Below are 26,543 nucleotides of genomic sequence, written 5' to 3'. Positions count from 1 at the left end.
GGTGCCGGCCTAAGCTCCCCACATGCGTGAGATCAGCCACTTCATCGCCGGTGCCGCCGTGGCCGGCACCTCGGGCCGCTTCGGCGACATCTTCGATCCCAATCTCGGGGAGGTGCAGGCGAGGGTCGCCCTGGCCTCGGCCGCCGAACTGGATTTTGCGGTTCAGGCGGCCCTTCAGGCGCAACCCGCCTGGGCGGCGGTCAACCCCCAGCGCCGGGCGCGGGTGATGTTTGCCTTCAAGCGGCTGGTAGAGGCGCGGATGGAGGAGCTGGCCGCGCGCCTGTCGGCCGAGCACGGCAAAGTCGTCGCCGACTCGCGCGGGGACATCCAGCGGGGGCTGGAGGTGATCGAGTTCGCCTGTGGCATCCCCCATGCGCTCAAGGGCGAATACACGGAGGGGGCCGGTCCCGGCATTGATGTCTATTCCATGCGCCAGCCCCTGGGGGTGGCGGCCGGGATCACGCCGTTCAACTTCCCGGCCATGATTCCCATGTGGATGTTCGGGGTGGCGGTGGCGGTGGGCAACACCTTCATCCTCAAGCCGTCGGAGAAAGATCCCAGCGTGCCGGTCAGGCTGGCTGAGCTCTTTATGGAGGCTGGGGCCGAGGCCGGGGTTGAGGTCAGCGGGGTCTTGAATGTGGTCCATGGGGACAAGGTCGCCGTGGATGCGATCCTGACCCACCCTGACATCGCCGCCGTCAGCTTCGTGGGCTCCTCCGACATCGCCCAATATGTCTACGCCACCGCCTCAGCCCACGGGAAACGCGTCCAGGCCATGGGAGGCGCCAAGAACCACGGGGTCCTGCTGCCGGATGCGGATCTGGAGGCTGCAGCCAACGATATCCTGGGGGCAGCCTTCGGGTCGGCTGGAGAGCGCTGCATGGCCCTGCCGGTGGCCGTGCCGGTGGGCGCAGCCACCGCCGCGGCCTTCCGCGAATTGATGTGCGCCAAGATCGAGACTCTGAAGGTCGGCGTCTCCTCAGATCCGTCTGCCCAGTACGGCCCGGTGGTCACCGCCGCTCACCGTCGGCGGATCACCGACTATATCCAGATGGGGGTGGATGAAGGGGCCGAGCTCGTGGTCGATGGCCGCGATTTCGCGCTGCAAGGACACGAGAAGGGGTTCTTCATCGGCCCCAGCCTGTTTGACCATGTGCTGCCGTCCATGCGGTCCTATCAGGACGAGATCTTTGGCCCGGTGCTGCAGATTGTGCGAGCCGAGACCTTCGAAGAGGCCCTCGCCCTGCCGTCGCAACATGCCTATGGCAACGGCGTGGCCATTTTCACACGGAACGGACGCGCCGCCCGAGAGTTCGCCTCCCGAGTCAATGTGGGCATGGTGGGGATCAATGTGCCGATCCCGGTACCCGTCGCCTATCACAGCTTTGGCGGCTGGAAGCGCAGTGTGTTTGGCGACGCCAACCAGCACGGAATGGAGGGCGTCCGCTTCTACACCAAGGTCAAGACGGTCACCGCCCGCTGGCCGGAGGGCGAGGTGAGCGACCAGGCCTTTGTCATCCCGACCATGAAATAGATCCCTGGCCTTGGCCGACAGGCCAGTCAGGACTTTGGAGCAATCCCGCATGAAGAATTTTCGTCTCTGGGCGGGTCTGGCCCTGGTCGTGACCCTGGTCGGCCTGGGTGCCTATGCCTATTGGAACTTCGAACTGCGCTGGAGACCGACCACCATGACCAAGAACCAGGCCGAGATCGCCCGCCTGCTGGAAAGCGCCGGCTGGGTGTCGCCGGGCATCGAAGGCCGCGCCATCTATATGGTGTCGTTCCGAGGCTGCCCCGACTGCATCCGCTACAAGGCCGAGCAGTTCCCCGATCTTCACGCTGCGGGCGTCGACACCCGGGTCATCGAGGTCACCCGACGGCCGGCCAATGGGCTGGAACGCTCCACCCCCCAGGAACGGGCCACCATGGCCGAGCTTTGGCTCAACCGCGACTGGACCCTGCTGGAGCGTTGGGGGGCGGTCCCAACGGCCGCCTGGACGGCACCGGGCGTGCCTCCCGCTGATGGTGACATCGCCCGGACGGCGGTGGTGGAGGCTGGCCGCGACATGGTCGACCAGTTGATCCCGCTCTTGAAGGACAATGGCGTCGACTTCGCCTACCCCCTGCTGGTCTGGTGGGACCAGGAGGGTCAGATGAAGGCCTGCGCCTGCGAACGGCGGGAAACCTATCGCTATATCCGCGAGGATCTTGGCCTTCCGGCCCAGAGCCAGACCCCGCTGATTCCGGCCGGGGAGGAGGACGGTACGCCCGCGCCACCTCCGATCACCGCCGCCCAACCGGCCCAGATCTGAACCGCTGCCAGGTGCCTTGCGCCCGGCACCAGGCTTAAGGCCGGGGCTTGGACGGGATTGGGCAATTGTGATCTGGGCCCTGTCAGGCTAGGGGCGGGGACATGACCTCCGCCCTTGAAACCGCCTACCGCGACCGCCTGGACCGTGGGGAGATTAGGCCTGATCCGGCCCAGGCCGCCGCCCTGCCGGCATTGGCTCGTCTTGAGGCCGATCTTGCGGCCAGCGAACCCGGCGGTCTGCTCGGCCGGTTCCGCAAGCCGGAGAGCCAGCGGGGAATCTATCTGTGGGGGCCAGTGGGGCGGGGCAAGTCCATGCTCATGGACCTGTTCTATGAGACCGCGCCGGTGGCGAAAAAGCGCCGCACCCACTTTCATATCTTCATGGGCGAGGTTCACCGGCTCATCGACGCCTGGCGCAAGGGTGACGCCGCCGCCCGCAAGGCGACCTTTGGTCAGCACCGGGGGGATGATCCCATACCGCCCGTGGCCGATGTGGTGGCCAGCCAGGCCCGCCTGCTCTGCTTTGATGAGTTCCAGGTCACAGACATCGCTGACGCCATGATTCTGGGGCGGCTGTTCACCGCCCTGTTCGACCGCGGGGTCACCTTGGTGGCGACCTCCAACCGCGTGCCCGAAGCCCTCTACAAGAACGGCATCAATCGCCAGCTCTTCCTGCCGTTCATCGACCTGCTGAAGGCCCAGGCCGAGGTGGTCTCTGTCGCCGGCGAGCACGACTACCGCCTCGACCGCCTGCGGGCCGCCGGGGTGTGGTTTTCTCCCATCGACCGGGACCATGAGCGGGTCTTTGACCGCCTTTGGGCCGATATGCTGGACGGTGAGGCGGAGTCCGGCGAGACCCTTGAGGTTCTGGGCCGCAAGATCCACCTGCCCAGGGCCACGGGGGGGCTCCTGCGGGCCAGCTTCACCAGCCTCTGCGGGGTGGCGCTTGGCCCCAACGACTATCTGGCCCTGGCCGAGCGGTTCCATACGGTGTTTCTGGATCACGTCCCCCGCCTGACGCCGGCCAGGCGGGAGGAGGCCCGACGATTCGTCATCCTTATCGACGCGCTTTACGAGGCGCGGATCAGGCTGATCATCCTGGCTGAAGCAGAGCCCACCGCCCTCTATCCCGAAGGCGACGGGGCGTTTGAATTCGAACGCACTGCCTCGCGCCTGCAGGAGATGCGCTCAGCCGACTGGCTGGCCGATCGGGACTTGCCCTAGGGCGCGGGCTGGTTCTGCAGGCTCTCCACCAGCTGGCGGGCAATGGGGCGAAGTTCGTTCAGGCTGCGGACACAGATCTTCAGCTCCCTGGCCGCCCAGTCGTCAGTGAGCGCGACAATGGCCAGGTTCATGGTGCAGACCGCCCGGGCGGCTGTGGTTTCCGGGACCACCCCGACGCCCACCCCACACTCCACCAGTCGGCAGACCGCATCGAAGCTGCGCAGCTGGACCCGCAGCCTGAGGCGCCGCCCCTCTCGCCCGGCGCGGGCGGCCAGGAAGCGTTGCAGGGAACTGGCCCGGTCCAGGCCCACCAGGTCGTAGTCCAGAACCTGGGCGAAGGCGGCGCTGACATTCTGCGCCAGGGGATGATCGAGGGCGGTCACCACCACGAACCGGTCTGTGCGAAAGGCGAAGGTTTCCAGGGCGCCCACATCCACCGTGCCGGCCACAATGCCCACATCGGCGGCCCCCTCGGCCACCAGGCCGACGATCTCGTCCGACAGGCGCTCCTCCAGGTCGACGCTGACCTGGGGATGAGACGCGAGAAAAGAGGACAGGGCCTCAGGCAGAAACTCGGTCAGGGCATTGGTGTTGGCCAGGACCCGGACCTCGGCGGCACCGCTTTCGGCCATGACGCCGAGCTCGTCCTGCATCCGGGCGCTCTGTTCCAGCAGGGCGCGGGCGTGCTTGAGGAGGAGCAGTCCGGCCGGGGTTGGCGTCACCCCCTGCCGGGACCGGGTCAGGAGAGCCGTCCCCAGGGACTGTTCCATGCCCCTGATTCGGGTCGAGGCCGCCGCCAGGGCCAGGGCCGCGCGCTCGGCGCCGCGGGTGATCGAGCCGGCCTCAACCACATCACAGAACAACCGCAAGTCCACCAGATCGTAGCGCATCCTTCGCCTCCCACGAAGGAAGCCTACAGCAAAGACGCATTGCACGGGAGGTAGAAAGCCATGATGTTCGCCCATCCGCGAAGGGCGTGGGTCGCGATCTCGTTTGGGGCCTGCGTTGACACCCCCGGTCGGCGGCGTAAAAGCAGCCAGGCATGCGCAGGGCAACAGGGAGCGGCTGTAGAACCGATGTCGGACGTCTCGAAGACCATCCGGGCCAGGCCCACCTCGCCGCACATCCAGGTGTGGCGCTGGCATCTCACCGCCATCACCTCGATCATGCACCGGATCACCGGGGTCGCCCTTTATGGTGGCACCCTGATCCTGGCCGGCTGGGCGATCGCTCTGGCTTTCGGACCTGAGTCCTACGCTGCCTATATGGGCCTGCTCGGCTCGCCGCTTGGCAAAGTGGTGATGTTTGGCCTGAGCTTTGCGGTCTTCTTCCACCTGGCCAAGGGCATCCAGCATCTGATCTGGGACACCGGCCTGGCGCTGAAGCTGCCGGCGGCCAATGCGGGCGCTGTGGCGACCCTGGCCTTTGCCCTCGTGGCCACCGTGGTGGTCTGGATCATCGCCGCCATGACGGGAGCGCTCTGAGCATGACCGATTTCCGCACCCCCCGCTCCCGGGCCCTGGGCCTGGGTGCCGCTGGCCACGGGGTCAGCCACTGGATTGCCGAGCGCGTTTCCTCGGTCGCCCTCATCCCGCTCGTCCTGTGGGGCGTCTTCGCTGCCCTGCGCCTGGCCAGCAGTGATTATGAGATGGCGGTGATGTGGCTCGCTTCGCCGATCAATGCCGTCCTGCTGGCCCTGCTGACGGTGGTCAGCTTCATGCACATGCATTCGGGCATGCGGGTGGTGGTCGAGGACTATATCCACCGGCGGCTGACCAAGACCGGCCTGCTGCTGCTCAATCTCTTCGTCTGCGCGCTGTTTGGCGCGCTCGCCCTCTTCTCCATCCTGAAGGTCGCCCTTACCGGCGGAGCTTACTGAGCATGGCCGTTTACGAATTCATTGATCACAAGTTTGACGTCGTCGTCGTCGGCGCAGGCGGCTCTGGCCTTCGGGCGGCCCTGGGCTGTGCCCAGGCTGGACTTCGGACGGCTTGCGTCTCCAAGGTCTTCCCGACTCGCTCGCATACCGTGGCCGCCCAGGGCGGCATTTCGGCGAGCCTGGGCAATATGAGCCAGGATGACTGGCGCTGGCACATGTACGACACCGTCAAGGGGTCGGACTGGCTGGGCGACCAGGATGCCATTGAGTACCTCTGCCGCAATGCCCCGGCCGCCGTCTATGAGCTGGAGCACTGGGGTGTGCCCTTCTCCCGCACCGAGGATGGCAAGATCTACCAGCGCGCCTTCGGCGGCATGACCAGCAACTATGGTGAGGCCCCGATCCAGCGCACCTGCGCGGCCGCCGACCGGACCGGTCACGCCATGCTGCACACGATGTATGGCCAGTCCCTGGCCAACAATACCGAGTTCTTCATCGAGTACTTCGCCCTCGACCTGATCATGGAAGACGGCGTTTGCCGGGGTGTCACCGCCTGGAAGCTGGACGACGGCACTCTGCACCGGTTCCAGGCCCAGATGGTCATTCTGGCCACCGGCGGCTATGGCCGGGCCTACTTCTCCTGCACCAGCGCCCACACCTGCACCGGGGATGGCAACGCCATGGTCCTGCGGGCCGGCCTGCCCCTGCAGGACATGGAGTTCGTGCAGTTCCATCCCACCGGCATCTATGGGGCCGGCTGCCTGATTACCGAAGGCGCCCGGGGCGAGGGCGGTTATCTGACCAATTCCGAGGGCGAGCGCTTCATGGAGCGCTATGCCCCGTCCGTGAAGGACCTGGCCCCCCGGGACATGGTCAGCCGCGCCATGACCATCGAAATCCGCGAAGGCCGCGGGGCTGGGCCCGGCAAGGATCACATCTTCCTGCACCTGGACCACCTGGACCCCAAGGTCCTGGCCGCACGCCTGCCCGGGATTTCTGAGAGCGCCCGGGTGTTCTCCGGCGTCGATGTGACCAAGGCCCCGATCCCGGTGCTGCCCACCGTCCACTACAACATGGGCGGAATCCCGACGAACTTCTATTCCGAGGTGGTCACCCGCGACGGCGACAACCCCGACAGCGTCATCCCTGGCCTGATGGCCGTGGGCGAGGCCGCCTGCGTCTCGGTGCACGGGGCCAACCGCCTGGGGTCCAACTCCCTGATCGACCTTGTGGTGTTTGGCCGCTCCGCCGCGCTGCGGGCCGCTGATATCCTGACGCCGGGCGCCAAGCAGCCGGACCTCAAGCCCGCCCAGACTGAGGCTCACCTGGCCCGGTTTGACCGCCTGCGTAACGCCAAGGGCGGTACGCCGACCGCGCAGCTGCGTCTGGACATGCAAAAGGCCATGCAGGAGGACGCTGCGGTGTTCCGCACCGGCGAGAGCCTGGCCTCTGGCGTCGCCCGTCTGGACAAAATCCATGGCCAGCGCAGCGACATCCAGGTCACCGACCGGGGTCTGATCTGGAACACCGATCTGGTCGAAACCCTGGAGTTCGATAATCTTATCGGCCAGGCCGCCGTCACCGTGAACGGGGCCCTGCATCGCACCGAAAGCCGCGGCGCGCATGCCCGGGAGGACTATCCCGATCGAGACGACGAGAACTGGATGAAGCACACGCTCACCTGGTTCGACGACACCACTGGCAAGGTGCGTATGGATGACCGTCCTGTGCACGCCTACACGCTCAGCAATGACGTGGCCTATATCCCGCCGAAAGCGCGGGTTTACTAAGTCGGGTCCATGGCCCCCTTCGTCGCCCACTCCCGGCCTCGGACCGAACGCGCCGCCCGCGCGGGGTCCGGGGTCTTCGCCTAAGGAACGCCTCCGATGGTCGAACTCGCCCTGCCGAAGAATTCCCGCGTCCAGAAGGGCCGCCACCACCCGGCCCCGGCCGGCGCCCAGAAGGTCCGTACCTTCAAGGTCTATCGTTATGATCCCGAAGGGGCCGAGAACCCCCGCTGGGACACCTATGACGTGGATATCGAGGCCTGCGGACCCATGGTCCTGGATGCCCTCATCTACATCAAGAACACCATGGACCCGACCCTGGCCTTCCGGCGCTCGTGCCGTGAGGGGGTCTGCGGCTCCTGCGCCATGAACATTGGCGGGCGCAACACCCTGGCCTGCACCCATGGCTGGGATGAGGTGCCGGGTCAGACCTGCACCATCAGCCCCTTGCCGCACATGCCGGTGATCAAGGACCTGGTCCCGGACATGACCCTGTTCTACGCCCAGTATGCCTCCATCGAGCCCTGGCTGCACACCAAGACCCCCGAGCCCCAGGGCGAGTGGCTGCAGACCCCAGCGGACCGGGAGAAGCTGGATGGCCTCTATGAGTGCATTCTCTGCGCTTGCTGCTCCACCTCGTGCCCCAGCTACTGGTGGAACGGCGACAAGTATCTGGGTCCGGCGGCCCTGCTGCATGCCTATCGCTGGCTGATCGATAGCCGTGACGAGGCCACTGGCGAGCGCCTTGACGACCTGGAAGACCCGTTCAAGCTCTATCGCTGCCACACGATCATGAATTGCGCCCAGGTCTGCCCCAAGGGCCTGAATCCGGCCAAGGCGATCGCTGAGGTGAAGAAGATGCTGGTCGATCGGGTCGTCTAAAGTCGGCCCCGTGCTTTTCCCAAGTTGACGCCGGCGTCATTTTTCTGCATCGGGGAACGGCATGAGTGATCTAGGCGCAAACATCGTGATCCTCGGGGCAGGCCATGCCGGCGGCACGGCCGCCGCCCTGCTGCGTCAGTATGGTCATACGGGCCCCATCACCCTGGTGGGGGAGGAGCCCCTGGCGCCCTATCAGCGACCGCCCCTGTCCAAGGCCTGGCTCAAGGGTGAGGCTGACGCCGACTCCCTGGCGCTGAAGCCGCTGGAGTTCTACCCCGAGCACCAGATCGATTTCCGCCCGAACCTTCGGGCGCTTAAGCTCCGCCGGGCCGATAAGCTGGTCGAGCTCTCCGACGGGACGACGCTGGCCTATGACATCCTGATCCTGGCCACCGGTGCCCGGGCTATCAAACTGCCAGTCCCCGGTGCCGATCTGGCTGGCCTGCTGGAACTGCGCACCGCCGCCGATGCCGAAGCCCTGAAGGCCGCCGTCGGACCGGGCAAGCGCCTGGCCGTGGTCGGCGGGGGCTATATCGGCCTGGAGGTCGCCGCCTCGGGCCGCGCCCTCGGCGCTGAGGTGGTGGTCATCGAGCGTGAGCCCCGCCTTTTGGCCCGGGTGGCCTGCGAGGCCCTGTCTGACTTCTTCCAAGGGGTGCATCAGACCCATGGCGTGGTGTTCGAGATGGGCGCCAGCGTGACGGGCTTTGTGGGCGAAAACGGCCAGGTCACCGGGGTCACCCTGGCCGACGGACGGACGCTACCCTGCGACGCTGCCGTGATCGGGGTCGGCGCAACTCCCAATGATGAGCTGGCCGCCGAAGCCGGGCTGGAGACGGCCCGCGGCGTGGTGGTCAACCTGGAGGCCCGCAGCTCCGACCCGGCCATCTTTGCCATCGGCGATGTGGCTCAACGGCCCATGCCGCTGTACGGGCGCATGTTCCGCATGGAAAGCGTGCCCAATGCCCTGGAGCAGGCCAAGCAGGCCGCCAGCGCCATCACGGGCCGGCCCGCGCCGGCCGGCGAGGTGCCCTGGCAGTGGTCAGACCAGTATGATCTGAAACTCCAGATCGCGGGCTATCCGTTCGACGCTAATGAGGTTCTGCTGCGGGGCGATCCAGCCAGCGGCAAGTTCGCGGTCTTCCATCTTAAGGGAGACCAGATCCAATCCGTGGAGGCGATTAACTCGCCCCCGGAATTCATGATGGGCAAGCAGCTGATCGGGAACCGCAAAGCGGTGTCCAAGGCCAAGCTTGCCGATCCCAGCATTTCAATGAAAGAGGTCGTCGCCTGAACGCGGCGCGAAAGGGAGCCATGGCCAAGATCACCTATATCGAGCACGACGGGACCGAGCACGTCGTGGACGTGAAGACCGGGCTCACGGTGATGGAAGGTGCGGTGAAGAACAACGTCCCGGGCATCGACGCCGACTGCGGCGGTGCCTGCGCCTGCGCCACCTGCCACGTCTATGTGGACGACGCCTGGAAGGACAAGACCGGGGACACCTCGGCCATGGAGGAATCCATGCTCGACTTTGCCGAGAATGTTGAGCCCAACAGCCGCCTGTCTTGTCAGATCAAGGTCACCGACGCCCTTGAGGGCCTGGTGGTCCGGCTGCCCGAGAGCCAGCACTAAGTCTTGAGGGGCGCGCGCGGCCAAGGCCGTCTGCGCGCCCGCAAGGCCACCCTAGAACTCCAGTTCCCGATGCGACGCCGCTTCGGCCTGGGCCAGCTCTGGCAGGTGGCAGGTGAAGGTCGCGCCAGCGCCCGGCTCGCTTTCCAGAGCCACCCAACCCCCATGCAGTTCCGTCAGTGCCTTGACCAGGGCGAGACCTAGGCCAGGCCCCCCCCGCTCGCGGCCAATGAAGCGGTCGAAAATGTGCGCCTGGACGTGGAAGGGAATGCCCCGGCCCGTATCGCTGACCTGCAGTTGCACCTCTCCCAGCGCCCGGCGGGCGGAGATGGAAATGGTCCCCTCCGGCGGGGTCTGACGGATGGCATTCTCGATCAGGTGATCAAGGATCTGGTCCAGCCGGTGGGCGTCGGCCCGGATGACCCCGATCTCCTGGGCATGATCCACCTTAAGGATGACCTTGCCCTCATCGGCCGCGCGGGACCAGCGACTAGCGGCACCCGCGATCAGCTCGGCGACCCGCACATCCTCCAGATCCAGGGCCATTTCGTCGGCGTCAATCTGGGCCATGTCCAGCACGTCATCGATGGAGCGGGCCAGCTGGGTGGCGGCCATGCGTACCGCGGAGGCATGGCCCCGGCCCCGTTCAGACAGGTTTTCCCCCGACCGCTCCAGAAGCTCGGAATAGCCGATGATGGTGGTGAGCGGGGTGCGCAGCTCATAGGAGACATTGCCCACAAAGTCCCGCTTCAGCCGCTCGGCGTCGGCCAGGGCCGCGGACCGGTCAGCCAGCGCGCTCTCCAGCTTGCGGGCGTCGGTGACATCGGTGAACGCGATCAGGGTGGCCCCGTCAGGGAGGGGGCGCGACTGATAGGCCACAATCCGGGAGTCTGAGGTTTTCACCTCGCCGGAAATCGGTGCCCGGGCGCTAGGGTCGGGGTCGGCGACCCGCCCCTTCAGCTCCCGCCAGAAGTTCAGGTCGTGCAGGCGCGGCACGCAGAGCTCCACCACGCCTTCGAAGTCCACGGCCATATCCAGCTGGATCGGGGTGACGTTCCAGAACCGCTCAAAGGCCTCGTTATGCAGCCTCAGTCGACCGTCGGAACCGAACACCGCCACCGCGTCGTTGAGCTTGTCCAGGGTGGCCTGCTGCACCTGGATGAGGGCGTTGTACTGCGCCTTGAGCTTCAGCTCGTCGGTGATGTCGGAGAACAGGAGCAGCACCCCGCCCATGGGATGGGGCTGGCGCACCACCCGCAGGGTGCGGCCGTCGGGCAGGCTCCAGAGATCATCGGGGCTCGAGCCCAGGGCCTCGTATCGGTCAAGCTCTGCAGCCCGCCACTTCACGTAGTCGGCCGTCTCCGGCAGCCGCCGGCGCTGGCGTAGGCGGTCGAGCAGCTCCCCATGTCCGGGCCGCTCCCCAAGCCAGGCAGGCTCCAGACCCCAGAGCTCGGCAAAGGCGGTGTTGTGGAAGATCATCTTCTTGTTGGCGCCGAAGATGGCCACCGCATCAGCGATATGGTTCAGGGTCTCGTCATGGGCGGCCACATGACGCTTGAGGGCTTCGCGCATCTCCTCGGTCTCGGTGGCGTCCTCAGCCCAGACCCCGACCCCGCCCCCTTCCAGGGGCCTGGCGATAACATGGAAGGCCCGACGCCGGCCTCCGAGGGTCAGCCAGCGGGTGGTCTCGCGCACCTGGGCCAGATTGGCGGCCTCACTGGCGATCTCATCACAGGCCTTGTCGAAGGTCAGGCCTCTGGCGGCGGCCTCATCCAGACTGGTGGCGTCCACGGCGGCCAGCCAGGCGGCGTTGACCCACACCGGGGCACCGTCAGCCGAGGCGATCCAGGCCGGGCCAGGACGGGCGTCCAGCAGGGCGGCAAAGCGCGGGGCTGTGGGCAGGCCGGCGTCCTCGCCGATCACCGCTGACAGGCGCAGCCAGGCCAGGGCTCCGGCGGCCCGGCCCTCGACGGAGACCACGCCAGCAGGGCCGCGCACTTCGAAGGCGCAGGCTTCACCCCGCTCGAACAGGGCGCGCAATCGGCGGGCATGGTCAGGGTCGGCCCGCATCAGCGCGTTGACCAGGCCCTGGGCGTCGGACTCACCCAGATCGAGGGCCGTGGCGCAGACCGCCAGACTTTCCTCGCCAGACGCCAGGAGCGCGCGACCGTCCTCCACCGCCAGCAGGGCGGAGTCAAAAGCTTCGGCCGAAGACTGGGCCACCTCGGCCCGCATCTCGAGCTCGGATACCCGGCTTTGAAGGCCTTGCAGGCGACGACGCCCCAGGCGTTGCTGGGCCAGAGCCCAGACCGTGGCGCAGATGGCCAGGCACACCGCGCCGGCGGCCGCCGCCAGGATCAGTTCATCTGCGTTCATCACCACTCCATCGACAACGCTTGCGCCGATGCGAATCAATCATTTGCCAACATAGGACCCAAAGCGAGCCGCCGCACGTACGGTCCGTTCCCAGGGCCGCGAGTTTGAGCGACAATGGACCTATGAGCGCCATCCTTTACCCGGTCGCCGTTGACGCGGAAGCCGCCCTGGCCGCCCCCTTGGGCCGGGCCGCCCGGGCACGGGAGGCCCAGCGGCTGGCTGGCGGCGAGGCGGTGACCTTCCTGACACGCCCCGTAGGCCCAGACTTCGCCAGCCGGGAAGCCGCCCTGGACGCCTATGCGGGCAAGGTGGAGGACGACCGCCCCGGGCGTCTGCTGAGCCTGCCGCCGGAGGATCGCTACTGTCGGCTGGCGGAACTGGCCGCTCAGGTGGGACGGCGGCGCCCTTTGCCCCCACCGGCCCAACCGACGCTCCTGGAGGGGCGGCGTTGGCCGGCTCCGCCAGCCAACCCGATCGTCACCGTCTGGCGTCTGCAGGTTTCCTTCTGGAAGGTCGGCGCTGCCGTCGAGCTCTCCCCGGACGGACCCCAGGCCCGCCGGGTTCGCCGGACGGGCGCTGAGCCTGACCGGGAAACCCTGGACGCCCTGACCCGTCAGCCCCTGCGCGCCGTCCGGCCCCAGCAGCCCCTGGACATCGGCCTGTTCGAGGTGCGCACGCCCGAGGCCCCCCACATCCTGATTGCTGACGAATGACCCGCACCGTCACGGGGCTCGCCCCAAGCCTGGACGACATGGCCGACCTCGCTGAAGCCGCCTTTGCCCGCCTGCCGGCCCCCTTTCGGGCGATGACCGGCCATGTGCTGTTCCGGGTGGATGACTTTCCTGATCAAGACACCCTGGACGCCCTGGAGATCGAGGATCCCTTCGACCTCACGGGCCTCTATCATGGGGTAGACTTGGCCCATCGTTCGGTGATGGATCCCGAGACGCACCCGTCCATGGTTCTGCTCTATCGCCGCCCCATCCTCGATGAGTGGGCGGCCCGGGGGGACGTGACTCTGGAGGAACTGGTCAGCCACGTCCTGGTGCACGAGATCGGCCACCATTTCGGCCTCTCCGACGCGCAGATCGAGGCCATTGAGGCCGCAGCGGAGGCGGATGATGACGCCCCCGCAGAGAAGTTGACGCACCCGTCATCTTCTTGACTGAACGGCGTTCATCTGCAAGGCTGCCGTGTAGATCAAGGGGGCTGCCCGCAAGGTGCGGAGCCTGGGCCGCAGAGCCTGCCCCAAGTTCCTGGAGGACGAAGTCATGGCCGCTGACGGCAACATCACCAAGGACATCATCTACGACGCGGTGTCGCCCGACGACTTCGAGTCGATGCTCGAGCTCGACCGCTACAACGCCCGGTCGACGGCCTTCGACAAGATCATCTCGGCCACCCACGATCACTTCTGGGATCCGCTGGACAAGAAGTACATCGACTTCGACACCCCCTTCGACATGGAAAACGAGATGATCCTCCCGGAGGAGATGATCATTTCCATGTCCACCGACTACGTCTCCAACCACCTGTCGGACTGGAAGACCCGGGTTCGCTTCGTCAACCAGTCGGCCCTGCGGTCCTTCTCCTCGATCCTGCACGGCGAGCAGGGGGCCCTGAACCTGTCGGCCAGCCTCTGCCATGTGCTGAAGGACCAGGGGGCGCAGGAATACGCCGCCAACCAGACCCGCGAGGAAGCCCGGCACGTCACCGGCTTTGCCAAGTACATCAAGGCCCGCTGGGGCCGGCCGGTGGAATGCGGCCCGACCCTCAAGACCCTGCTGGTCGACATCATCGGCAGCCCGGAGGTCTATAAGAAGATCATCGGCATGCAGATGCTGGTGGAGGGCCTGGCCATGGGTGCCTTCGCCACCTTCTTCAACAACATCAAGGATCCGACCGGCAAGAAGCTGCTGCAGCTGGTGATGACCGATGAGGCCTTCCACCACAAGTTCGGCAAGATCTGGGCCGATCGGACCATTCCGCATCTGACCCCCGAAGAGCACGCGATCATCGAGGACTGGGCGGCCCACTGCTTCCAGACCCTTCTGTTCAACCTGGTGTCCCCCAGCCAGCAGCGCGACCTCTATGAGGAGTTCGGTCTCGATCCCGACAAGGTGATCGTCGAGATGGCCGCCATGGTCACCGATGCCACCCGCCGGGAGAACATGAAGGAACAGACCAACATCTTCCGGGTGCTGGTGAAGACTCTTCTGAACGCCGGTATCATCACCGACCGCACCCGGGCCTTCTACGCCATCTATGTGGACATGGATGAGCTGAAGGCCGAGGGCGACCGCATGGTGGGCGACGACATTGCCGAGGAGGGCATTCGCTACCTCCAGGAGATCAACTTCAAGGATCGCCACGCCGCGCCGGTGACCATCGCCGCCGAATAGGTCCCCTTCGGATCTGTCTTTGATCAACGCCCGTCGGAACCCCGGCGGGCGTTTTTCATGTTCGAACGCAAAACTGACGCCGGCGTCACGGATTCCTTTGACGAACGTCGGTCATCGAGTCAGGCTCCCGCCCACGTTAAAGTGGTGACCGACCGCCTCCCTGTCGGTGAGGTCGCCCACACCGCCCAGAACCCTCAGGAGGATCCCATGGCCGCCGACGGCAACATCACCAAGGACCTGATCTACGACGCCGTGGCCCCCGATGACTTCGAGTCGATGCTCGAGCTGGACCGCTACAACAACCGCTCGACCGCCTTCGACAAGATCATCTCGGCCACCCACGATCATTTCTGGGATCCGCTGGACAAGAAGTACATCGACTTCGATGAGCCCTGGGACATGGACAACCAGCCCTTGGTGCCCGAGGAACTGAACGTCGCCCTGCAGACCGAATATGTCAGCAACCACCTGAACACCCCGAGCCTCCGGGCCCAGTTCATCAACAAGTCGCTGCTGCGGTCCTTCTCCTCGATCCTGCACGGCGAGCAGGGGGCCCTGAACCTGTCGGCCAGCCTCTGCCACGTCCTCCTGGACCAGGGGGCGCAGGAATACGCCGCCAACCAGACCCGGGAAGAGGCCCGCCACGTCACGGCCTTTGCCAAGTACATCAAGGCCCGCTGGGGCCGGCCGGTGGAATGCACCCAGGTGCTGCAGACCCTGCTGGTGGACATCATCGGCAGCCCGGAGGTCTATAAGAAGATCATTGGCATGCAGATGCTGGTGGAAGGCCTCGCCATGGGCGCCTTCGCCACCTTCTACCAGAAGCTCAATGATCCCCTGGGCCGCAAGCTGATGCAGCTGGTCATGACCGACGAGGCCTTCCACCACAAGTTCGGGAAGATCTGGGCCGACCGCACCATCCCCAAGCTGAGCCCGCAGGAACACGAGATCATCGAGGACTGGGCGGCCCATTGTTTCCAGGTGCTGCTGTTCAACCTCGTGTCCCCCAGCGAGCAGCGGGATCTCTATGAGGAGTTCGGCCTCGATCCCGACCGGGTCCTCGCCGAGATCCAGCTCCTGGCCACCGACGAGGCCCGTCGGGAGGACATGAAGGAGTCCACCAACATCTTCCGCGTGTTGATCAAGACTCTGCTGAACGCCGGGATCATCACCGACCGCACCCGGGCCTTCTACGGCATGTATGTGGACATGGAAGAGCTGAAGAACGAAGGCGACCGCATGGTCGGCGACGACATTGCCGAGGAAGGCATCATCTATCTCCAGGCCATCAACTTCAAGGAGCGGGCCCTAAAGCCCGTCACCATCGCCGCCGAATAGGCTGTGGTTCAGGCAAGCCTGCGACGCCCGCCGAGGATCTCGGCGGGCGTCCTTGTTCCTGGCGCATTGTTTTTCTAGGTTGCCGACATGTCGCGCGCCACCATCCCGTCCTCCATCGTCCCGCCGCTTCTGCTGGCCTTCGCCCTGTTGGCTGGTCAGACAACGATGGTGCATGCAGCAGCCCCTGAGCCGGCCAATCGGGTCGAGCTGACCAAGATGACCGGCCGCTGGTACGAGGTGGCCCGCACCCCCAACGCCATGCAGAGGGCCTGTGAGGCCGCCACTGCCGACTGGACCCGCGCCGGTGCAGGTTATTCTGTGATCCAGACCTGTCGCCGGGGCACCCCGGATGGCCCGAAGAAGGAATGGAAGGCCAGCGCCACGCCTGTCGATCCGGTGAAGAACGCCAAGTTCAAGCTCAGCTTCTTCGGCGGCGTCATGAACCAGGAGTACTGGGTCCTCGACCATCGCACCGACGAGGGCTGGCTGATCATGGGCACGCCGGGGGGCAACTATGTCTGGCTCCTGTCCAAGGCCCCGCAGCTCAGCGCTGCCGTGCGCAACCAGGCCATCGCCCGGATCCGCCAGCTGGGCTACGACACCTCGAAACTGGAATTCCCCCAGCAGGTTCAATAGGCCCGCGCGCCCGCCACGACAGACCCCTTGCGCGGAGAACGAAGCCCGAACATGGTGGGGTATGGATCTGGTTCTCACCACATACGCCCCAACCACCCGACCTGAGATCACCCAGGCGGTGACGCGGGGGGCGGCCCGCCTGCTGGCGGCGCTGGGCTATGCGCCGCTCACTGAGGTCTGTCTGCCCAATGGGCGCAGAGCTGACCTGATGGCGCTTGGGCGGCGGGGTGACCTGTTCATCGTCGAGGTGAAATCGGGGCTGGAAGACTACCGCGCCGACCAGAAATGGCGGGAATATGAGCCCTATTGCGATGCCTTCGCCTTCGCCGTGGCGCCGGAGTTTCCCCAGGACATCCTGCCTGAAGACCCCGGGCTGATCGTGGCCGACGCCTTTGGCGGCGCGGTGCTGCGGGAGGCACCGGTGGCGACCCTGGCGGGGGCCAGGCGCAAGGCCTTGACCGTGGCCTTTGGGCGGCTGGCGGCCCTGCGGGCAGGGGCCAGCCTCAGTCTGTGACCGGGGATCAGCGCGGCGCGCGCTTGGCCAAAATCCGCTGCAGGGTGCGCCGATGCATGTTCAGCCGCCGGGCGGTTTCAGAGACATTGTGGCCGCAGAGTTCATAGACCCGCTGGATATGCTCCCAGCGCACCCGGTCGGCGCTCATGGGATTGTCCGGCGGGGCCGCCACATCCCCCGGCAGGGCCAGCAGGGCCCGGGCCACATCATCGGCGTCGGCGGGCTTTGACAGATAATCCACGGCCCCGGCCTTAACCGCGGCTACGGCGGTGGCGATGTTCCCATAGCCGGTCAACATGATGATCTTGGCGTCGGGGCGGGCTTCGCGCACGGCCTCGACCACCTTCAGCCCCGTCCCATCTTCCAGCCGCATGTCCAGAACGGCGAAGGCTGGCGGGAAGACCTTCACCGCCGCCAGGGCCTCGGTGACGCTGGCGGCCAGCACCGGCTCGAACCCACGGCCTTCAAGGGCGCGCCCGAGGCGGGTGCGCAGGGCGACGTCATCATCGAGCAGAAGCAGGCTCTTGTCGGCCAGGCCCTCGATCTGGGTGCTCAGGTCGGTCATCGCCGCCACCCGCGCGTGCGGGCCTCCCTCGGTGCGTGCAGGGATATTGGCGTGCACCGGGTCCCTTGGGCAAGGGGGGGCGTTTCCCAGGGCTACACACGGCCAGACTCAATGCGGCTTCGGGGCCAGCGGACCGATACAACAGCACCTCGGGGGCGACCGTTCTGGAAACTGACCTTGGCCCCGGTGCGCTCAAGCAGGGTTTTGGAAATGAAAAAGCCCAGCCCCATGCCCACATGGCCCGTGCGGGAGCCTTCGGCCCCTGGACGGCTGGTGACGTAGGGCTCCCCGAGCCGGGCCAGAATCTCGGGCGCGATGCCAGGTCCGTCATCGCGGACCTCCAAGGAGATGGTGTCAGCGTCGAACCTCGCCGTGACCAGCACCTCGGACGCGGCGAAGTCCACGGCATTCTCGACGAAAGAGGAAATCGCGTGGACGACCTCCGGCATGCGCTTGATCGCGGGCTTGGCCGAAACCGAACCCGCACCCGGGGCACCGGTGACGATGGCCTCCAGTCTGACGCCCTTTACGTCCCGGTGAGGCTCGATCACCTCCTGCAACAGTTGCAGCAGGCTCATCCGTTCATGAACCTCATCGGAGGCCCCGGGCGTCTGGGTCAGGCGGGCCAGAATTTCCCGGCAGCGCTGGGCCTGGGCCATCAGCAGTTCGGCGTCCTCACGGACCTGGGCATCCGTGGCTTCCCGGGCCATCTCCTTGGCGACGATGGCGATGGTGGCGAGGGGGGTGCCCAGTTCATGGGCGGCGGCGGCGGCCAGCCCCCCCAGGGCTGACAGTCTTCGTTCCCGGGCCAGAACAGCCTGAGTGACATCCAGAGCCAGGGCGCGGCGGGCGGTTTCCTGGGCCGCCTCGCGCACAAAGGTGGTGGTGATCCCCATGGCCAGCAACAGGGCAAACAGGGCCGCCAACTGACCCCCAAAGGCATAGTCTGTGGTGCCCATGTCGGCGAGGGGCGGGGCCAGAACGCTGACCACCAGCAGAGCGCCGGCCGCGACCGCGCCCAGAACCGCCGTCGGTCGAAAGGGCAAGGTAGCGGCGGCCAAGGCCAGCGGCGGCAGGACAAGGATCACGAAGGGGTTGACGATCCCGCCGGTCAGGGCGGCCAGGCCGGCGATCCAGACCACATCAAAGCCCAGCTGCAGGGCGGCTTCGGCGGGATGCAGCAGCCGCTGCCCAGGGCTGGCATGGCTGACCAGGAGGTTGAGCCAGGCGATCAGACCCAGCATGCCAAAGCAGATGGCGTAGGGGGCCGGGATCTGCTGCACCGTGGATTCCAGGACAAGCCCGGCCCCCTGCAGCGACAGAAGCCACCAGCGCAGGGTGACAACCGTGCGAATCCGCAGGCGGCCCTGGCCGACGACAGCTTCGTCCCAGGCGAGCTCACCTTGCAGTAGGGCGGTGCTTTGCCTATCCAGACCCAAGGGATCCTTCAGGCCCGCCGATCCGTCGTTCTTCAGGGCCATGGCTCAGACAGGATCACCGAGATCGGCGGTCCTGGCGAGCCCCAAACGAGAGATCGCCTCCCCTTGCCAAAGGCCGCGCCCATGTCGAAACGCGCTCTGATGATCATCGCCCTGGTGGCGGCGCTTGGCCTCGCGGCCGGTGCGGCCCTGTTCTGGCGGATCGAGGCCCCAACCACCGGATCGCACACCCAGGCTGATGTGGGTGGCCCCTTCGAGCTGGTGAACCAGGATGGGCAGACGGTGGACCAGTCGATTCTTGAGGGGCGCTGGAGCATCGTGTTCTTCGGCTTCACCTATTGCCCCGACATCTGCCCGGCCACGCTGCAGTCGGTGTCTGCCGCCCAGGCCCAGTTGGGACCGAGGGCAGACGAATTGCAGACGGTGTTCATTTCCGTGGACCCGGAGCGCGATACCCCAGAGCAGCTGAAGACCTATCTCAGCCTGGACGCCTTTCCCGATGGGGTGATCGGCCTCACCGGTTCGCCCGAACAGATCGAGCAGGTGGCCAAGTCCTACTATGTCTTCTACCGCAAGTCCGGCGAGGGGCCCGACTACACCGTCGACCATTCGACGGCGGCCTATCTGATGGATCCCAAGGGGCGATTCAATCGGGTTCTGGCCTATGGCATCGCCCCCGATGAGATGGCCCGGCTGATCCGTGAGGCCATGGCGGGAGGCTGACGCGCACACCTCCCGGCCCTGGAAATCGACCATGGCTGGACTCCGTTAAGGCTCCCCGTGTTATGCTGCGGCGCACAAGGATCCCTCGCAGATGCTCTACACCCTGCACGAGACCAGCTATTACGGGGCCGCGCCCCTTCGTCTGACGGCGCAGTTGACCCGCGATTTCTGGAGTTCGCCGCTGAATCCGGCGCGAAACACCGACCTTGGCCGGCGAATCTTCGCCACGGCTGACCTGTTCTCCAACATCACCCGACGCTATCGACGGCCCGAGTGGGGCATTGATGCCACGACGATCGGTGGTCAGTCGGTGCCCGTAGCGGCCAAGACGGTCTGGAGCTCGCCCTGGGTAAAGCTGACCCATTTCGCCAGGGACCCCGGTGCCCTGCGCCGGGCCGGTGCGCGAGCCATACAGCCCAGTGTGCTGATCGTCGCGCCGCTGTCGGGGCACTATGCGACCCTCCTGCGCGGTACGGTTCAGGCCTTCCTGCCGGACCACGAGGTCTATGTGACCGAGTGGGAGAACGCCCGCTCGGTGCCCGTGCTCGAGGGGCGCTTCGACTTCCACGACTATATCGACCATGTGCGCCAGATGCTGCAGGTGGTCGGTCCGCGGGCCCATGTGGTGGCCGTCTGCCAGCCTGGCCCGCCGGTACTGGCCGCCGTCAGCCTGATGGCGGAGGACAATGACGACGCCCGTCCGGCCTCCATGACCTATATGGGCTCGCCCATTGATGCGCGGTTTTCGCCAACGGTGACCAACCAACTGGCGGAGCAACGTCCCTTCGCCTGGTTCGCCTCGAACATGATCTATACCGCGCCGCCGCCCTATCCGGGCATGGGCCGACGGGTCTATCCGGGCTTTGTCCAGCTCTACTCCTTCATGTCGATGAACCTCGACCGTCATAAGGAGGCCCATCTGAAGTATCTGGACCACCTGATGGCCGATGATGGGGACTCCGCCGACAAGCACCTGGAGTTCTACGACGAGTATCTGTCGGTCCTGGACCTGACCGAAGAATTCTATCTCCAGACCGTGGACTACGTGTTCCAGCGCTACCTGCTGCCCAAGGGGGAGCTGGTGCACCGGGGCCGGCGCGTGGATCCCGGCCAGATCACAGATGTCGCCCTGCTCACCGTCGAAGGGGAGAATGATGACATCTCTGGGATAGGCCAGACCCAGGCGGCCCACGACCTCTGCGCCAACCTGCCCGGCGATCTGAAGGCCGATTACATTCAGCCCCATGTGGGCCATTACGGGGTGTTCAACGGCCGCCGGTTCCGGGAAGAAATCTATCCTCGGGTGCGGGAGTTCATCGCCCTGCACGAAAGCCGCTTCCACAACACCGCCGACCGCCCCTAAATCCGAGGGCATGAGTCCCTTTGGCCGCACCTTTTCCGATGGCGACCGGATCGAGATCGCTGGCGCGGTCATCCGCCTGAGCGTTCACGCCCGGGCGCGACGGGTCTCCTTGCGCCTGGACCGCAGCCGCCGCGAGGTTGTGGCCACCGCCCCATCCCTGCGCCGCCTTGCCGAGGCGGCCGCCTTCGCCCGGGACCGGATCGACTGGATCAGTGCGCGTCTGGCTGAGCTTCCCGCCCCCCAGCCTCTGATCCCCGGTGCTGAGCTAACGGTCATGGGGCAAACCGTGCGGCTGGCTTATGCGCCGGGCCGCGCCCGTTGGCTGACGGCCACGGGCGAGGCCCCTGACGAGATCACCGCGCAAGGCGAGGGGGAAGGCTTCTCCCGCGCCGTCCAAAGGCTCCTGCGTCGTCGCGCGCTGGAAGGGCTGAGCGACCTCACACGGATCCACGCCGGGGCCCTGGGGGCACCGATGCCCAAGGTGGCGCTCACTGACGCCCGGTCCCGGTGGGGGTCGTGCAAGCCGTCTGTCGGCGGCGGGCCCGCCGTGATCCGCTATTCGTGGCGGCTGGCCCTGGCCCCCCTGCCGGTGGCCGACTATGTGGCGGCCCACGAGTGCGCCCACCTGCTGGAGCTCAACCACGGGCCGCGCTTCTGGGCGCTGGTGGAGGCCCTGATCGGCGACCCCGCCCCGCATCGTGCCTGGCTGAGAGCCCATGGGGCGCGGCTGCATGCCGTCGGTGCCGGCGTCTCGGCTCAGTAGGGAATCGACTCGCCCGCGCCTTGAACTGGGGCAGGCTGGGCCGGCGCAGGGCTGCTGTCGATCATACCGCCAACGCCATCCAGCAGGTCGCCGATGGGATCGACCGCCGGGGCTGTCGGGGGGGCTTCAATAACTCCGCCGGGGATCGGCTGGGCATTGAGCCGGGGCAGGGCTGCGCCCATGAAATCCCGCCAGATCCTAGCCGGGGCACCGCCGCCGGACACCCGACGCATGGTGGTGTTGTCGTCCTTGCCCACCCAGACCGCCGCCACAAAGCCGCCAGTATAGCCCACGAACCAGGCGTCCCGATAATCGTTGGTGGTGCCGGTTTTTCCGGCCAGATCGTAGTTGGGGACCTGGGCTGCTGTGCCCGTTCCGTTGGTGACGACCCCGCGCATCATCTGGTTCATGTACTGCAGCGCCGGAGACCCGATCACGGCCTGCCGCTGAGGCTTGTCGACATTGTGATCATAGAGCACCCGGCCGTCGGCCGTCCGGATGCGCTCGATGCCATAGCCCTGCGCCTTGAAGCCGCCATTGGCGAAAGGCGCATAGGCCTGGGCCATCTGCAGGGGCGTGACCTCGACGGCGCCCAGGGCCATGGACGGGTCCAGCTGGATCTTGCCCGTGATCCCGAGCCGCCGGGCGGTGGTCGCCACATTGCCAGTGCCAACCTCGCCAGCCAGGCGCGCGGCGATGGTGTTGGTCGACTGGGCCAGGGCCTGCTCCAGGGACATTTCCCCGCGGAACTCGCCGTTGTAGTTTTGCGGTTGCCAGTCGCCGATGCGAAGGGGCTCGTCGACCATCCGGACATTGGGGGTCCGGCCCTGCTCCATGGCGGTCAGATAGACAAAGGGCTTGAAGGCCGATCCGGCCTGGCGCTGGGCCATGGCGGCCCGGTCAAACTGGCTTTCGGCATAGTCGGCCCCGCCCACATAGGCCCGAACCCGACCTTCGCCATCCAGGGCCACCAGGGCGCCCTGGCCGATTCCCTGGTCGGCACCTGCGGCGACGCCGCGGCGAACGGCTTGCTCGGCGGCCGTCTGGATCGGCAGGTCGAGGGTGGTCTCGACCACCAGGTCGTCGGTCGGCTCGCCCACCAGGGCCCGAACCTCCACATCGAGCCAGTCGACAAAATACTGGGCCCGCTGGTTGGCCAGGGTCGGATTGACCCGGACAGGATTGTTGAAGGCTTCAGCCCGCTCGGCCTCGGTGATCGCCCCGTGCCGGACCATCTCATCGAGAACGATGGTGGCGCGCCGGGCAGCGCGTTCGGTGGCTGAGACGGGGCTGTAGCGTGAGGGGCCCTTCATCATGCCGGCCAGCAACGCCGATTCCCCGATGGTCAGCTGCGGCGCTGGCTTATTGAAATAGCGCTGGGAAGCGGCCTCGATCCCATAGGCCCCTCCACCGAAATAGACCCGGTTCAGATAGAGCTCGAGGATTTCCTTCTTGGAGAATTTGAGCTCCAGCCACACAGCGAGAATCAGCTCCTGGGCCTTGCGGCGATAGGTCTGGGCCGGCGTCAGAAAGAGGTTGCGGGCCAACTGCTGGGTGATGGTCGAGCCTCCCCGCAAGGGGCCCCCATCGCTGGTCATGTTGTAGATCTGCGAGCGGACGATGCCCCAGGGGTTGAAGCCGGGGTGCCAATAGAACCAGCGATCCTCGATGGCGATGAAGGCCTGGGGGACGTAGTCGGGCAGGGTGTCCAGGTCCACCGGCGGGGCATATTGCGAACCCCGAACGGCCACCAGGGCACCAGACCGGTCCAGATAGGCGACAGACGGCTGGCGCTCGACCTCAAACAGCTTGGAGGTGTCGGGCAGGTCTACGGCGAAAACCGCGAAGAAGGCCGCAATGAAGATCAGGCCCCAGACTGACAAAACGGCTGACCAGTAAAGGATGGCCTGGGCCGGGGTCCGCCGGGTCCGGCCCCCGCTGGCGGGCCGCTGCGATCTTGGCGTTTGTGGGTTGGCCATCTTGATCCCAGCCATTGGTGCTTTTGCAGGGGTGCGCCCAGGCGCGGTTTTCTTTATCCGAAGCCCACAAGAGGCGCGACAGGATTGATGGGGGATGAACGGGACGGTTCAAGGGCGGCTCATCCTCATCGCCCAATCGCCCCAACCCTCCAAACCTGCATGGCAGGCCTGCACAAATGGTGGTTGCGATCGATCTTAACAGCGTTATCTTAGCAACGCTTAGTTCGAGGGTCTGCCGCTGGGGATAGCGCAGGGGCTCGGACCAGCCGGCGCTCATCCTGCGCCGCCCCCTCCCCAATGCCGGAGATACGCCATGATGATCCGTTCGACCCTGACCGCCGCCGCGGCCCTTCTGACCCTCACCCTGGCCGGCCAGGCGGCCGCCCAGACCCTGGTTACCGCCAAACTTGGCCAGCCCGTGGCCGAGCGGACCCGATTGGTGGCCGGTGGTGCGGTGTTTGTGTGTGAGGGCGAGGCCTGCGTCGCCACCGTTTCCAACAGCCGCACCTTTATTCCGTCGACGTGCAAGGATATCGCCGGCCGCTTCGGGCCCTTGACGGCCTTTGAGTCCGGCACCCGGGCCTTTGATGCGGCCCGGCTTGAGGCCTGCAATGCGGCCGCGCCTGCGTCAGCCAAGGCCCCCATGCCCTGACCAGCGGCCTTTGATGAACCAGCTCCCAGCTGAGTGTTGAGCCTGCCAAACTGGGCGCCGGACCTCCGGCGCCCTTTCCTTTTGTGGAGAGCGCCGTAAATGGCGGCTGTCATGACCTCCTCATTCACAGCTTCCCCTTCCGCCCCCACGGTCAGCTCAGGCCAGGTCCCTGCCGGGCCGGGTGCCGCTGCAGCCCTGCTGGAGGCCGCCCTGGCCGCGGTCAGCGGTGAGACCCTCTCGCCGGTCTCCCTCACGCTGGACTACGGTTTTCCCCTTCAAGCCGGGGAGACCGTGACCCTGGAGGCGGCGGTCGAACGGGCCACCCGAACCCTTGTCTTTGCCCATGGCCGGGTGCTGAAGGCCAATGGTGCCCTGGCCGCCACGGGCTCGGCCGTCTTTCGTCGGGTCGAGGTTCCTGGCCACCCTTAGGCCGATGGCCCGATTCCCATGCGCTGGTTCGGTTGCGGCGCCTAAAATCGCGTGCTATCAGGCGCGCGGCTTAGGGTCGGGGGCGGGCATCCGCTTTCGGCACCGTGCTTTTTCAAGCGCTTTCAAGCCTTTAGCTGGGGCGAAGATTCCTTCGCAGTGGCTTTTAGACACGCACCGGGCGGACACATAGTGGCGGACGATTCCAGGACTTCGAATGTGGGGGGCAGATATGCCCGAGCCCTGTTCGACCTCGCGGACGACGAGAACAAGATTGCGGCGGTAGAAGGCGACCTCAAGTCGCTGAAAGCCATGATGGCTGACAGCCGGGATCTGCGCATCCTGCTGGCGTCGCCTGTCTTCAGCGCCCAGGACAAGGCCAAGGGCCTGCTGGCCGTGGCGGCAAAGGCCGGATTTGATCCGACCACCCGTAAGTTTTTGGGCTTGATTACGGCCAATGGGCGGGCGTCGGCCCTCTCGTCGGTCATCAACGCCTTCCAGGCCCTTTCGGCCGAGCGTCGCGGCGTCGTTTCGGCGCATGTGACCACCGCCATGCCCCTCACCAAGGCCCAGGCCCAGGGTGTTGCCCAGGCCCTGCGCCAGGCGCTGGGCAAGGATCCTGAAATTGAGACCCAGGTTGATCCGTCCATTCTTGGCGGAATCAAGGTCCGGGTCGGCTCCCGTCTGTTCGACGCTTCGCTGGGTACGAAGCTCGACTCGCTGAAATTCGCCCTCAAGAGAGCGTAAGAACATGGACATCCGCGCCGCCGAGATTTCGGCCATCCTCAAGTCGCAGATCGCCAATTTCGGCGAAGAAGCTGACGTTTCCGACGTCGGTCAGGTGCTCTCCGTCGGCGACGGCATTGCCCGGGTCTTCGGCCTCGACAACGTCCAGGCGGGCGAAATGGTCGAGTTCCCCAAGGCGGGCGTGAAGGGCATGGCCCTGAACCTCGAGCGGGACAATGTCGGCGTCGTGATCTTCGGCGATGACCGCGCCATCGGTGAAGGTGACGAAGTCCGTCGTCTTGGCGAGATCGTGGACGTGCCGGTGGGCAAGGGTCTGCTGGGCCGGGTGGTCAACCCCCTGGGTGAGCCCATCGACGGCAAGGGTCCGATCGTCGCTACCGAGCGCCGTCGCGCCGACGTCAAGGCACCAGGCATCATCCCGCGCAAGTCCGTGCACGAGCCGGTGCAGACCGGTCTGAAGGCCATCGACGCCCTGATCCCCGTGGGGCGCGGCCAGCGCGAGCTGATCATTGGCGACCGCCAGACCGGCAAGACCGCCGTGGCCATCGACGCCATTCTGAACCAGAAGGCGGTCAACGCCTCGGGTGATGAGGGCCAGAAGCTCTACTGCATCTATGTGGCCATCGGCCAGAAGCGCTCCACCGTCGCTCAGATCGTCAAGACCCTCGAAGAGCGCGGTGCCCTGGAATACACCATCGTGGTGGCGGCGACGGCGTCCGAGCCTGCTCCCTTGCAGTTCCTGGCTCCCTTCGCTGGCTGCGCCATGGGCGAGTGGTTCCGCGACAACGGCATGCATGCCGTGATCATCTATGACGACCTGTCCAAGCAGGCGGTGGCCTATCGCCAGATGTCCCTGCTGCTGCGCCGCCCGCCGGGCCGCGAAGCCTATCCGGGCGACGTGTTCTACC

26 protein-coding genes and 1 pseudogene are annotated in these 26,543 nt (G+C 66.2%); 22 read left to right on the top strand and 5 right to left on the bottom strand.

Annotation, left to right across the window (positions count from 1 at the left end; translation table 11 throughout):
* The first annotated feature begins 22 nt into the window (after nt 1-22).
* From MH112_RS03905 to zapE, 3 genes are all read left to right on the top strand, one after another.
* Nucleotides 23-1,534, top strand: a complete 1,512-nt coding sequence (locus MH112_RS03905) for a CoA-acylating methylmalonate-semialdehyde dehydrogenase (protein WP_296564166.1) — start codon at nt 23-25, stop codon at nt 1,532-1,534.
* A 49-nt stretch (nt 1,535-1,583) separates the two neighbouring features.
* Nucleotides 1,584-2,312 (top strand): hypothetical protein, encoded by a 729-nt coding sequence (locus MH112_RS03900; protein ID WP_296564163.1) that lies wholly within the window; start codon nt 1,584-1,586, stop codon nt 2,310-2,312.
* A 101-nt stretch (nt 2,313-2,413) separates the two neighbouring features.
* Nucleotides 2,414-3,535 (top strand): cell division protein ZapE, encoded by a 1,122-nt coding sequence (gene zapE, locus MH112_RS03895; protein ID WP_296564160.1) that lies wholly within the window; start codon nt 2,414-2,416, stop codon nt 3,533-3,535.
* Here zapE and MH112_RS03890 read toward each other — a convergent pair.
* Nucleotides 3,532-4,425, bottom strand: a complete 894-nt coding sequence (locus tag MH112_RS03890) for a LysR substrate-binding domain-containing protein (RefSeq protein ID WP_296564157.1) — start codon at nt 4,423-4,425, stop codon at nt 3,532-3,534. The genes zapE and MH112_RS03890 overlap by 4 nt on opposite strands.
* A 186-nt stretch (nt 4,426-4,611) precedes the next feature.
* Between MH112_RS03890 and sdhC the strand changes: the two genes are divergently transcribed.
* The 6 genes from sdhC (at nt 4,612) to MH112_RS03860 (ending at nt 9,715) form a co-directional block, all read left to right on the top strand.
* Nucleotides 4,612-5,019, top strand: a complete 408-nt coding sequence (gene sdhC / locus MH112_RS03885) for a succinate dehydrogenase, cytochrome b556 subunit (RefSeq protein ID WP_296564154.1) — start codon at nt 4,612-4,614, stop codon at nt 5,017-5,019.
* A 2-nt stretch (nt 5,020-5,021) separates the two neighbouring features.
* Nucleotides 5,022-5,414, top strand: coding sequence for a succinate dehydrogenase, hydrophobic membrane anchor protein (sdhD, locus tag MH112_RS03880; RefSeq protein WP_296564111.1), 393 nt, complete (start codon nt 5,022-5,024; stop codon nt 5,412-5,414).
* A gap of 2 nt (nt 5,415-5,416) precedes the next feature.
* Entirely contained in the window at nt 5,417-7,204 is a 1,788-nt protein-coding gene (gene sdhA, locus MH112_RS03875; protein WP_296564106.1) for a succinate dehydrogenase flavoprotein subunit, read from the top strand.
* A 96-nt stretch (nt 7,205-7,300) separates the two neighbouring features.
* Nucleotides 7,301-8,083, top strand: coding sequence for a succinate dehydrogenase iron-sulfur subunit (locus tag MH112_RS03870; protein ID WP_296564104.1), 783 nt, complete (start codon nt 7,301-7,303; stop codon nt 8,081-8,083).
* 61 nt (nt 8,084-8,144) lie between these two features.
* Nucleotides 8,145-9,374, top strand: a complete 1,230-nt coding sequence (locus tag MH112_RS03865; RefSeq protein WP_296564101.1) for an FAD-dependent oxidoreductase — start codon at nt 8,145-8,147, stop codon at nt 9,372-9,374.
* A gap of 20 nt (nt 9,375-9,394) precedes the next feature.
* On the top strand, nt 9,395-9,715 hold the full coding sequence (locus tag MH112_RS03860; RefSeq protein ID WP_296564096.1) for a 2Fe-2S iron-sulfur cluster-binding protein: 321 nt from the start codon (nt 9,395-9,397) through the stop codon (nt 9,713-9,715).
* 51 nt (nt 9,716-9,766) lie between these two features.
* On the opposite strand, the gene MH112_RS03855 is transcribed toward MH112_RS03860, so the two are convergent.
* Nucleotides 9,767-12,088, bottom strand: a complete 2,322-nt coding sequence (locus tag MH112_RS03855; RefSeq protein ID WP_296564094.1) for a PAS domain-containing sensor histidine kinase — start codon at nt 12,086-12,088, stop codon at nt 9,767-9,769.
* Between the two features lie 122 nt (nt 12,089-12,210).
* On the opposite strand from MH112_RS03855, the gene MH112_RS03850 reads away from it, so the two are divergent.
* The 6 genes from MH112_RS03850 (at nt 12,211) to mmcB (ending at nt 16,978) form a co-directional block, all read left to right on the top strand.
* Nucleotides 12,211-12,801, top strand: a complete 591-nt coding sequence (locus MH112_RS03850) for a hypothetical protein (RefSeq protein WP_296564093.1) — start codon at nt 12,211-12,213, stop codon at nt 12,799-12,801.
* Nucleotides 12,798-13,253: a metallopeptidase family protein gene (locus MH112_RS03845; protein ID WP_296564090.1), complete on the top strand. Its 456-nt coding sequence runs from the start codon at nt 12,798-12,800 to the stop codon at nt 13,251-13,253. The genes MH112_RS03850 and MH112_RS03845 overlap by 4 nt, the downstream gene beginning before the upstream one ends.
* 106 nt (nt 13,254-13,359) lie before the next feature.
* Entirely contained in the window at nt 13,360-14,490 is a 1,131-nt protein-coding gene (locus MH112_RS03840; protein ID WP_296564087.1) for a ferritin-like domain-containing protein, read from the top strand.
* Between the two features lie 207 nt (nt 14,491-14,697).
* Complete coding sequence (locus MH112_RS03835) at nt 14,698-15,828, top strand: ferritin-like domain-containing protein (protein ID WP_296564589.1); 1,131 nt, start codon at nt 14,698-14,700, stop codon at nt 15,826-15,828.
* 87 nt (nt 15,829-15,915) lie between these two features.
* Nucleotides 15,916-16,464 carry a lipocalin family protein gene (locus MH112_RS03830; RefSeq protein WP_296564085.1) on the top strand — a complete coding sequence of 183 codons (549 nt, stop codon included), beginning with the start codon at nt 15,916-15,918 and terminating at the stop codon, nt 16,462-16,464.
* A gap of 61 nt (nt 16,465-16,525) precedes the next feature.
* Nucleotides 16,526-16,978, top strand: a complete 453-nt coding sequence (mmcB, locus tag MH112_RS03825) for a DNA repair putative endonuclease MmcB (RefSeq protein WP_296564083.1) — start codon at nt 16,526-16,528, stop codon at nt 16,976-16,978.
* A gap of 7 nt (nt 16,979-16,985) precedes the next feature.
* Here mmcB and MH112_RS03820 read toward each other — a convergent pair whose 3' ends face one another.
* Both MH112_RS03820 and MH112_RS03815 read right to left on the bottom strand, forming a co-directional pair.
* Nucleotides 16,986-17,543, bottom strand: coding sequence for an ActR/PrrA/RegA family redox response regulator transcription factor (locus tag MH112_RS03820; RefSeq protein WP_296564080.1), 558 nt, complete (start codon nt 17,541-17,543; stop codon nt 16,986-16,988).
* A gap of 92 nt (nt 17,544-17,635) precedes the next feature.
* Complete coding sequence (locus MH112_RS03815; RefSeq protein ID WP_296564077.1) at nt 17,636-19,024, bottom strand: ActS/PrrB/RegB family redox-sensitive histidine kinase; 1,389 nt, start codon at nt 19,022-19,024, stop codon at nt 17,636-17,638.
* A gap of 81 nt (nt 19,025-19,105) precedes the next feature.
* Between MH112_RS03815 and MH112_RS03810 the strand changes: the two genes are divergently transcribed.
* From MH112_RS03810 to MH112_RS03800, 3 genes are all read left to right on the top strand, one after another.
* Nucleotides 19,106-19,705 carry an SCO family protein gene (locus tag MH112_RS03810; protein WP_296564074.1) on the top strand — a complete coding sequence of 200 codons (600 nt, stop codon included), beginning with the start codon at nt 19,106-19,108 and terminating at the stop codon, nt 19,703-19,705.
* A gap of 91 nt (nt 19,706-19,796) precedes the next feature.
* Nucleotides 19,797-21,068, top strand: a complete 1,272-nt coding sequence (gene phaZ, locus MH112_RS03805) for a polyhydroxyalkanoate depolymerase (protein ID WP_296564071.1) — start codon at nt 19,797-19,799, stop codon at nt 21,066-21,068.
* Between the two features lie 10 nt (nt 21,069-21,078).
* Nucleotides 21,079-21,831, top strand: coding sequence for a SprT family zinc-dependent metalloprotease (locus tag MH112_RS03800; RefSeq protein WP_296564068.1), 753 nt, complete (start codon nt 21,079-21,081; stop codon nt 21,829-21,831).
* Here MH112_RS03800 and MH112_RS03795 read toward each other — a convergent pair.
* Nucleotides 21,825-23,810 (bottom strand): penicillin-binding protein 1A, encoded by a 1,986-nt coding sequence (locus MH112_RS03795; protein ID WP_296564065.1) that lies wholly within the window; start codon nt 23,808-23,810, stop codon nt 21,825-21,827. The two genes, MH112_RS03800 and MH112_RS03795, sit on opposite strands and share 7 nt — an antisense overlap.
* 313 nt (nt 23,811-24,123) lie before the next feature.
* On the opposite strand from MH112_RS03795, the gene MH112_RS03790 reads away from it, so the two are divergent.
* The 4 genes and pseudogenes from MH112_RS03790 to MH112_RS03775 form a co-directional block, all read left to right on the top strand.
* Complete coding sequence (locus MH112_RS03790) at nt 24,124-24,462, top strand: hypothetical protein (RefSeq protein ID WP_296564063.1); 339 nt, start codon at nt 24,124-24,126, stop codon at nt 24,460-24,462.
* A 111-nt stretch (nt 24,463-24,573) separates the two neighbouring features.
* On the top strand, nt 24,574-24,891 hold the full coding sequence (locus MH112_RS03785) for a hotdog domain-containing protein (protein WP_296564061.1): 318 nt from the start codon (nt 24,574-24,576) through the stop codon (nt 24,889-24,891).
* 189 nt (nt 24,892-25,080) lie between these two features.
* Entirely contained in the window at nt 25,081-25,635 is a 555-nt protein-coding gene (locus MH112_RS03780) for a F0F1 ATP synthase subunit delta (protein WP_296564058.1), read from the top strand.
* A gap of 4 nt (nt 25,636-25,639) precedes the next feature.
* Nucleotides 25,640-26,543 (top strand): annotated as a pseudogene (locus tag MH112_RS03775) (F0F1 ATP synthase subunit alpha); the annotation flags it as partial.

It is taken from the genome of Phenylobacterium sp. (genome assembly GCF_022402485.1).
GTDB lineage: Bacteria > Pseudomonadota > Alphaproteobacteria > Caulobacterales > Caulobacteraceae > Phenylobacterium.
Note: the sequence above shows the minus strand (reverse complement) of the source record. Positions and strands in the feature narration are given on the sequence as shown.

Bases quoted from the DNA above. Each gene is read 5' to 3' on its own strand.
- phaZ (WP_296564071.1), top strand. From the start codon at position 19,797: ATGCTCTACACCCTGCACGAGACCAGCTATTACGGGGCCGCGCCCCTT.
- MH112_RS03820 (WP_296564080.1), bottom strand. From the start codon at position 17,543: ATGACCGACCTGAGCACCCAGATCGAGGGCCTGGCCGACAAGAGCCTG.
- MH112_RS03795 (WP_296564065.1), bottom strand. From the start codon at position 23,810: ATGGCCAACCCACAAACGCCAAGATCGCAGCGGCCCGCCAGCGGGGGC.
- MH112_RS03790 (WP_296564063.1), top strand. From the start codon at position 24,124: ATGATGATCCGTTCGACCCTGACCGCCGCCGCGGCCCTTCTGACCCTC.
- MH112_RS03815 (WP_296564077.1), bottom strand. From the start codon at position 19,024: ATGGCCCTGAAGAACGACGGATCGGCGGGCCTGAAGGATCCCTTGGGT.
- sdhA (WP_296564106.1), top strand. From the start codon at position 5,417: ATGGCCGTTTACGAATTCATTGATCACAAGTTTGACGTCGTCGTCGTC.
- MH112_RS03850 (WP_296564093.1), top strand. From the start codon at position 12,211: ATGAGCGCCATCCTTTACCCGGTCGCCGTTGACGCGGAAGCCGCCCTG.
- MH112_RS03900 (WP_296564163.1), top strand. From the start codon at position 1,584: ATGAAGAATTTTCGTCTCTGGGCGGGTCTGGCCCTGGTCGTGACCCTG.
- MH112_RS03785 (WP_296564061.1), top strand. From the start codon at position 24,574: ATGACCTCCTCATTCACAGCTTCCCCTTCCGCCCCCACGGTCAGCTCA.
- MH112_RS03810 (WP_296564074.1), top strand. From the start codon at position 19,106: ATGTCGAAACGCGCTCTGATGATCATCGCCCTGGTGGCGGCGCTTGGC.
- MH112_RS03855 (WP_296564094.1), bottom strand. From the start codon at position 12,088: ATGAACGCAGATGAACTGATCCTGGCGGCGGCCGCCGGCGCGGTGTGC.
- sdhD (WP_296564111.1), top strand. From the start codon at position 5,022: ATGACCGATTTCCGCACCCCCCGCTCCCGGGCCCTGGGCCTGGGTGCC.
- zapE (WP_296564160.1), top strand. From the start codon at position 2,414: ATGACCTCCGCCCTTGAAACCGCCTACCGCGACCGCCTGGACCGTGGG.
- MH112_RS03870 (WP_296564104.1), top strand. From the start codon at position 7,301: ATGGTCGAACTCGCCCTGCCGAAGAATTCCCGCGTCCAGAAGGGCCGC.
- sdhC (WP_296564154.1), top strand. From the start codon at position 4,612: ATGTCGGACGTCTCGAAGACCATCCGGGCCAGGCCCACCTCGCCGCAC.
- mmcB (WP_296564083.1), top strand. From the start codon at position 16,526: ATGGATCTGGTTCTCACCACATACGCCCCAACCACCCGACCTGAGATC.
- MH112_RS03800 (WP_296564068.1), top strand. From the start codon at position 21,079: ATGAGTCCCTTTGGCCGCACCTTTTCCGATGGCGACCGGATCGAGATC.
- MH112_RS03860 (WP_296564096.1), top strand. From the start codon at position 9,395: ATGGCCAAGATCACCTATATCGAGCACGACGGGACCGAGCACGTCGTG.
- MH112_RS03845 (WP_296564090.1), top strand. From the start codon at position 12,798: ATGACCCGCACCGTCACGGGGCTCGCCCCAAGCCTGGACGACATGGCC.
- MH112_RS03840 (WP_296564087.1), top strand. From the start codon at position 13,360: ATGGCCGCTGACGGCAACATCACCAAGGACATCATCTACGACGCGGTG.
- MH112_RS03905 (WP_296564166.1), top strand. From the start codon at position 23: ATGCGTGAGATCAGCCACTTCATCGCCGGTGCCGCCGTGGCCGGCACC.
- MH112_RS03830 (WP_296564085.1), top strand. From the start codon at position 15,916: ATGTCGCGCGCCACCATCCCGTCCTCCATCGTCCCGCCGCTTCTGCTG.
- MH112_RS03865 (WP_296564101.1), top strand. From the start codon at position 8,145: ATGAGTGATCTAGGCGCAAACATCGTGATCCTCGGGGCAGGCCATGCC.
- MH112_RS03835 (WP_296564589.1), top strand. From the start codon at position 14,698: ATGGCCGCCGACGGCAACATCACCAAGGACCTGATCTACGACGCCGTG.
- MH112_RS03890 (WP_296564157.1), bottom strand. From the start codon at position 4,425: ATGCGCTACGATCTGGTGGACTTGCGGTTGTTCTGTGATGTGGTTGAG.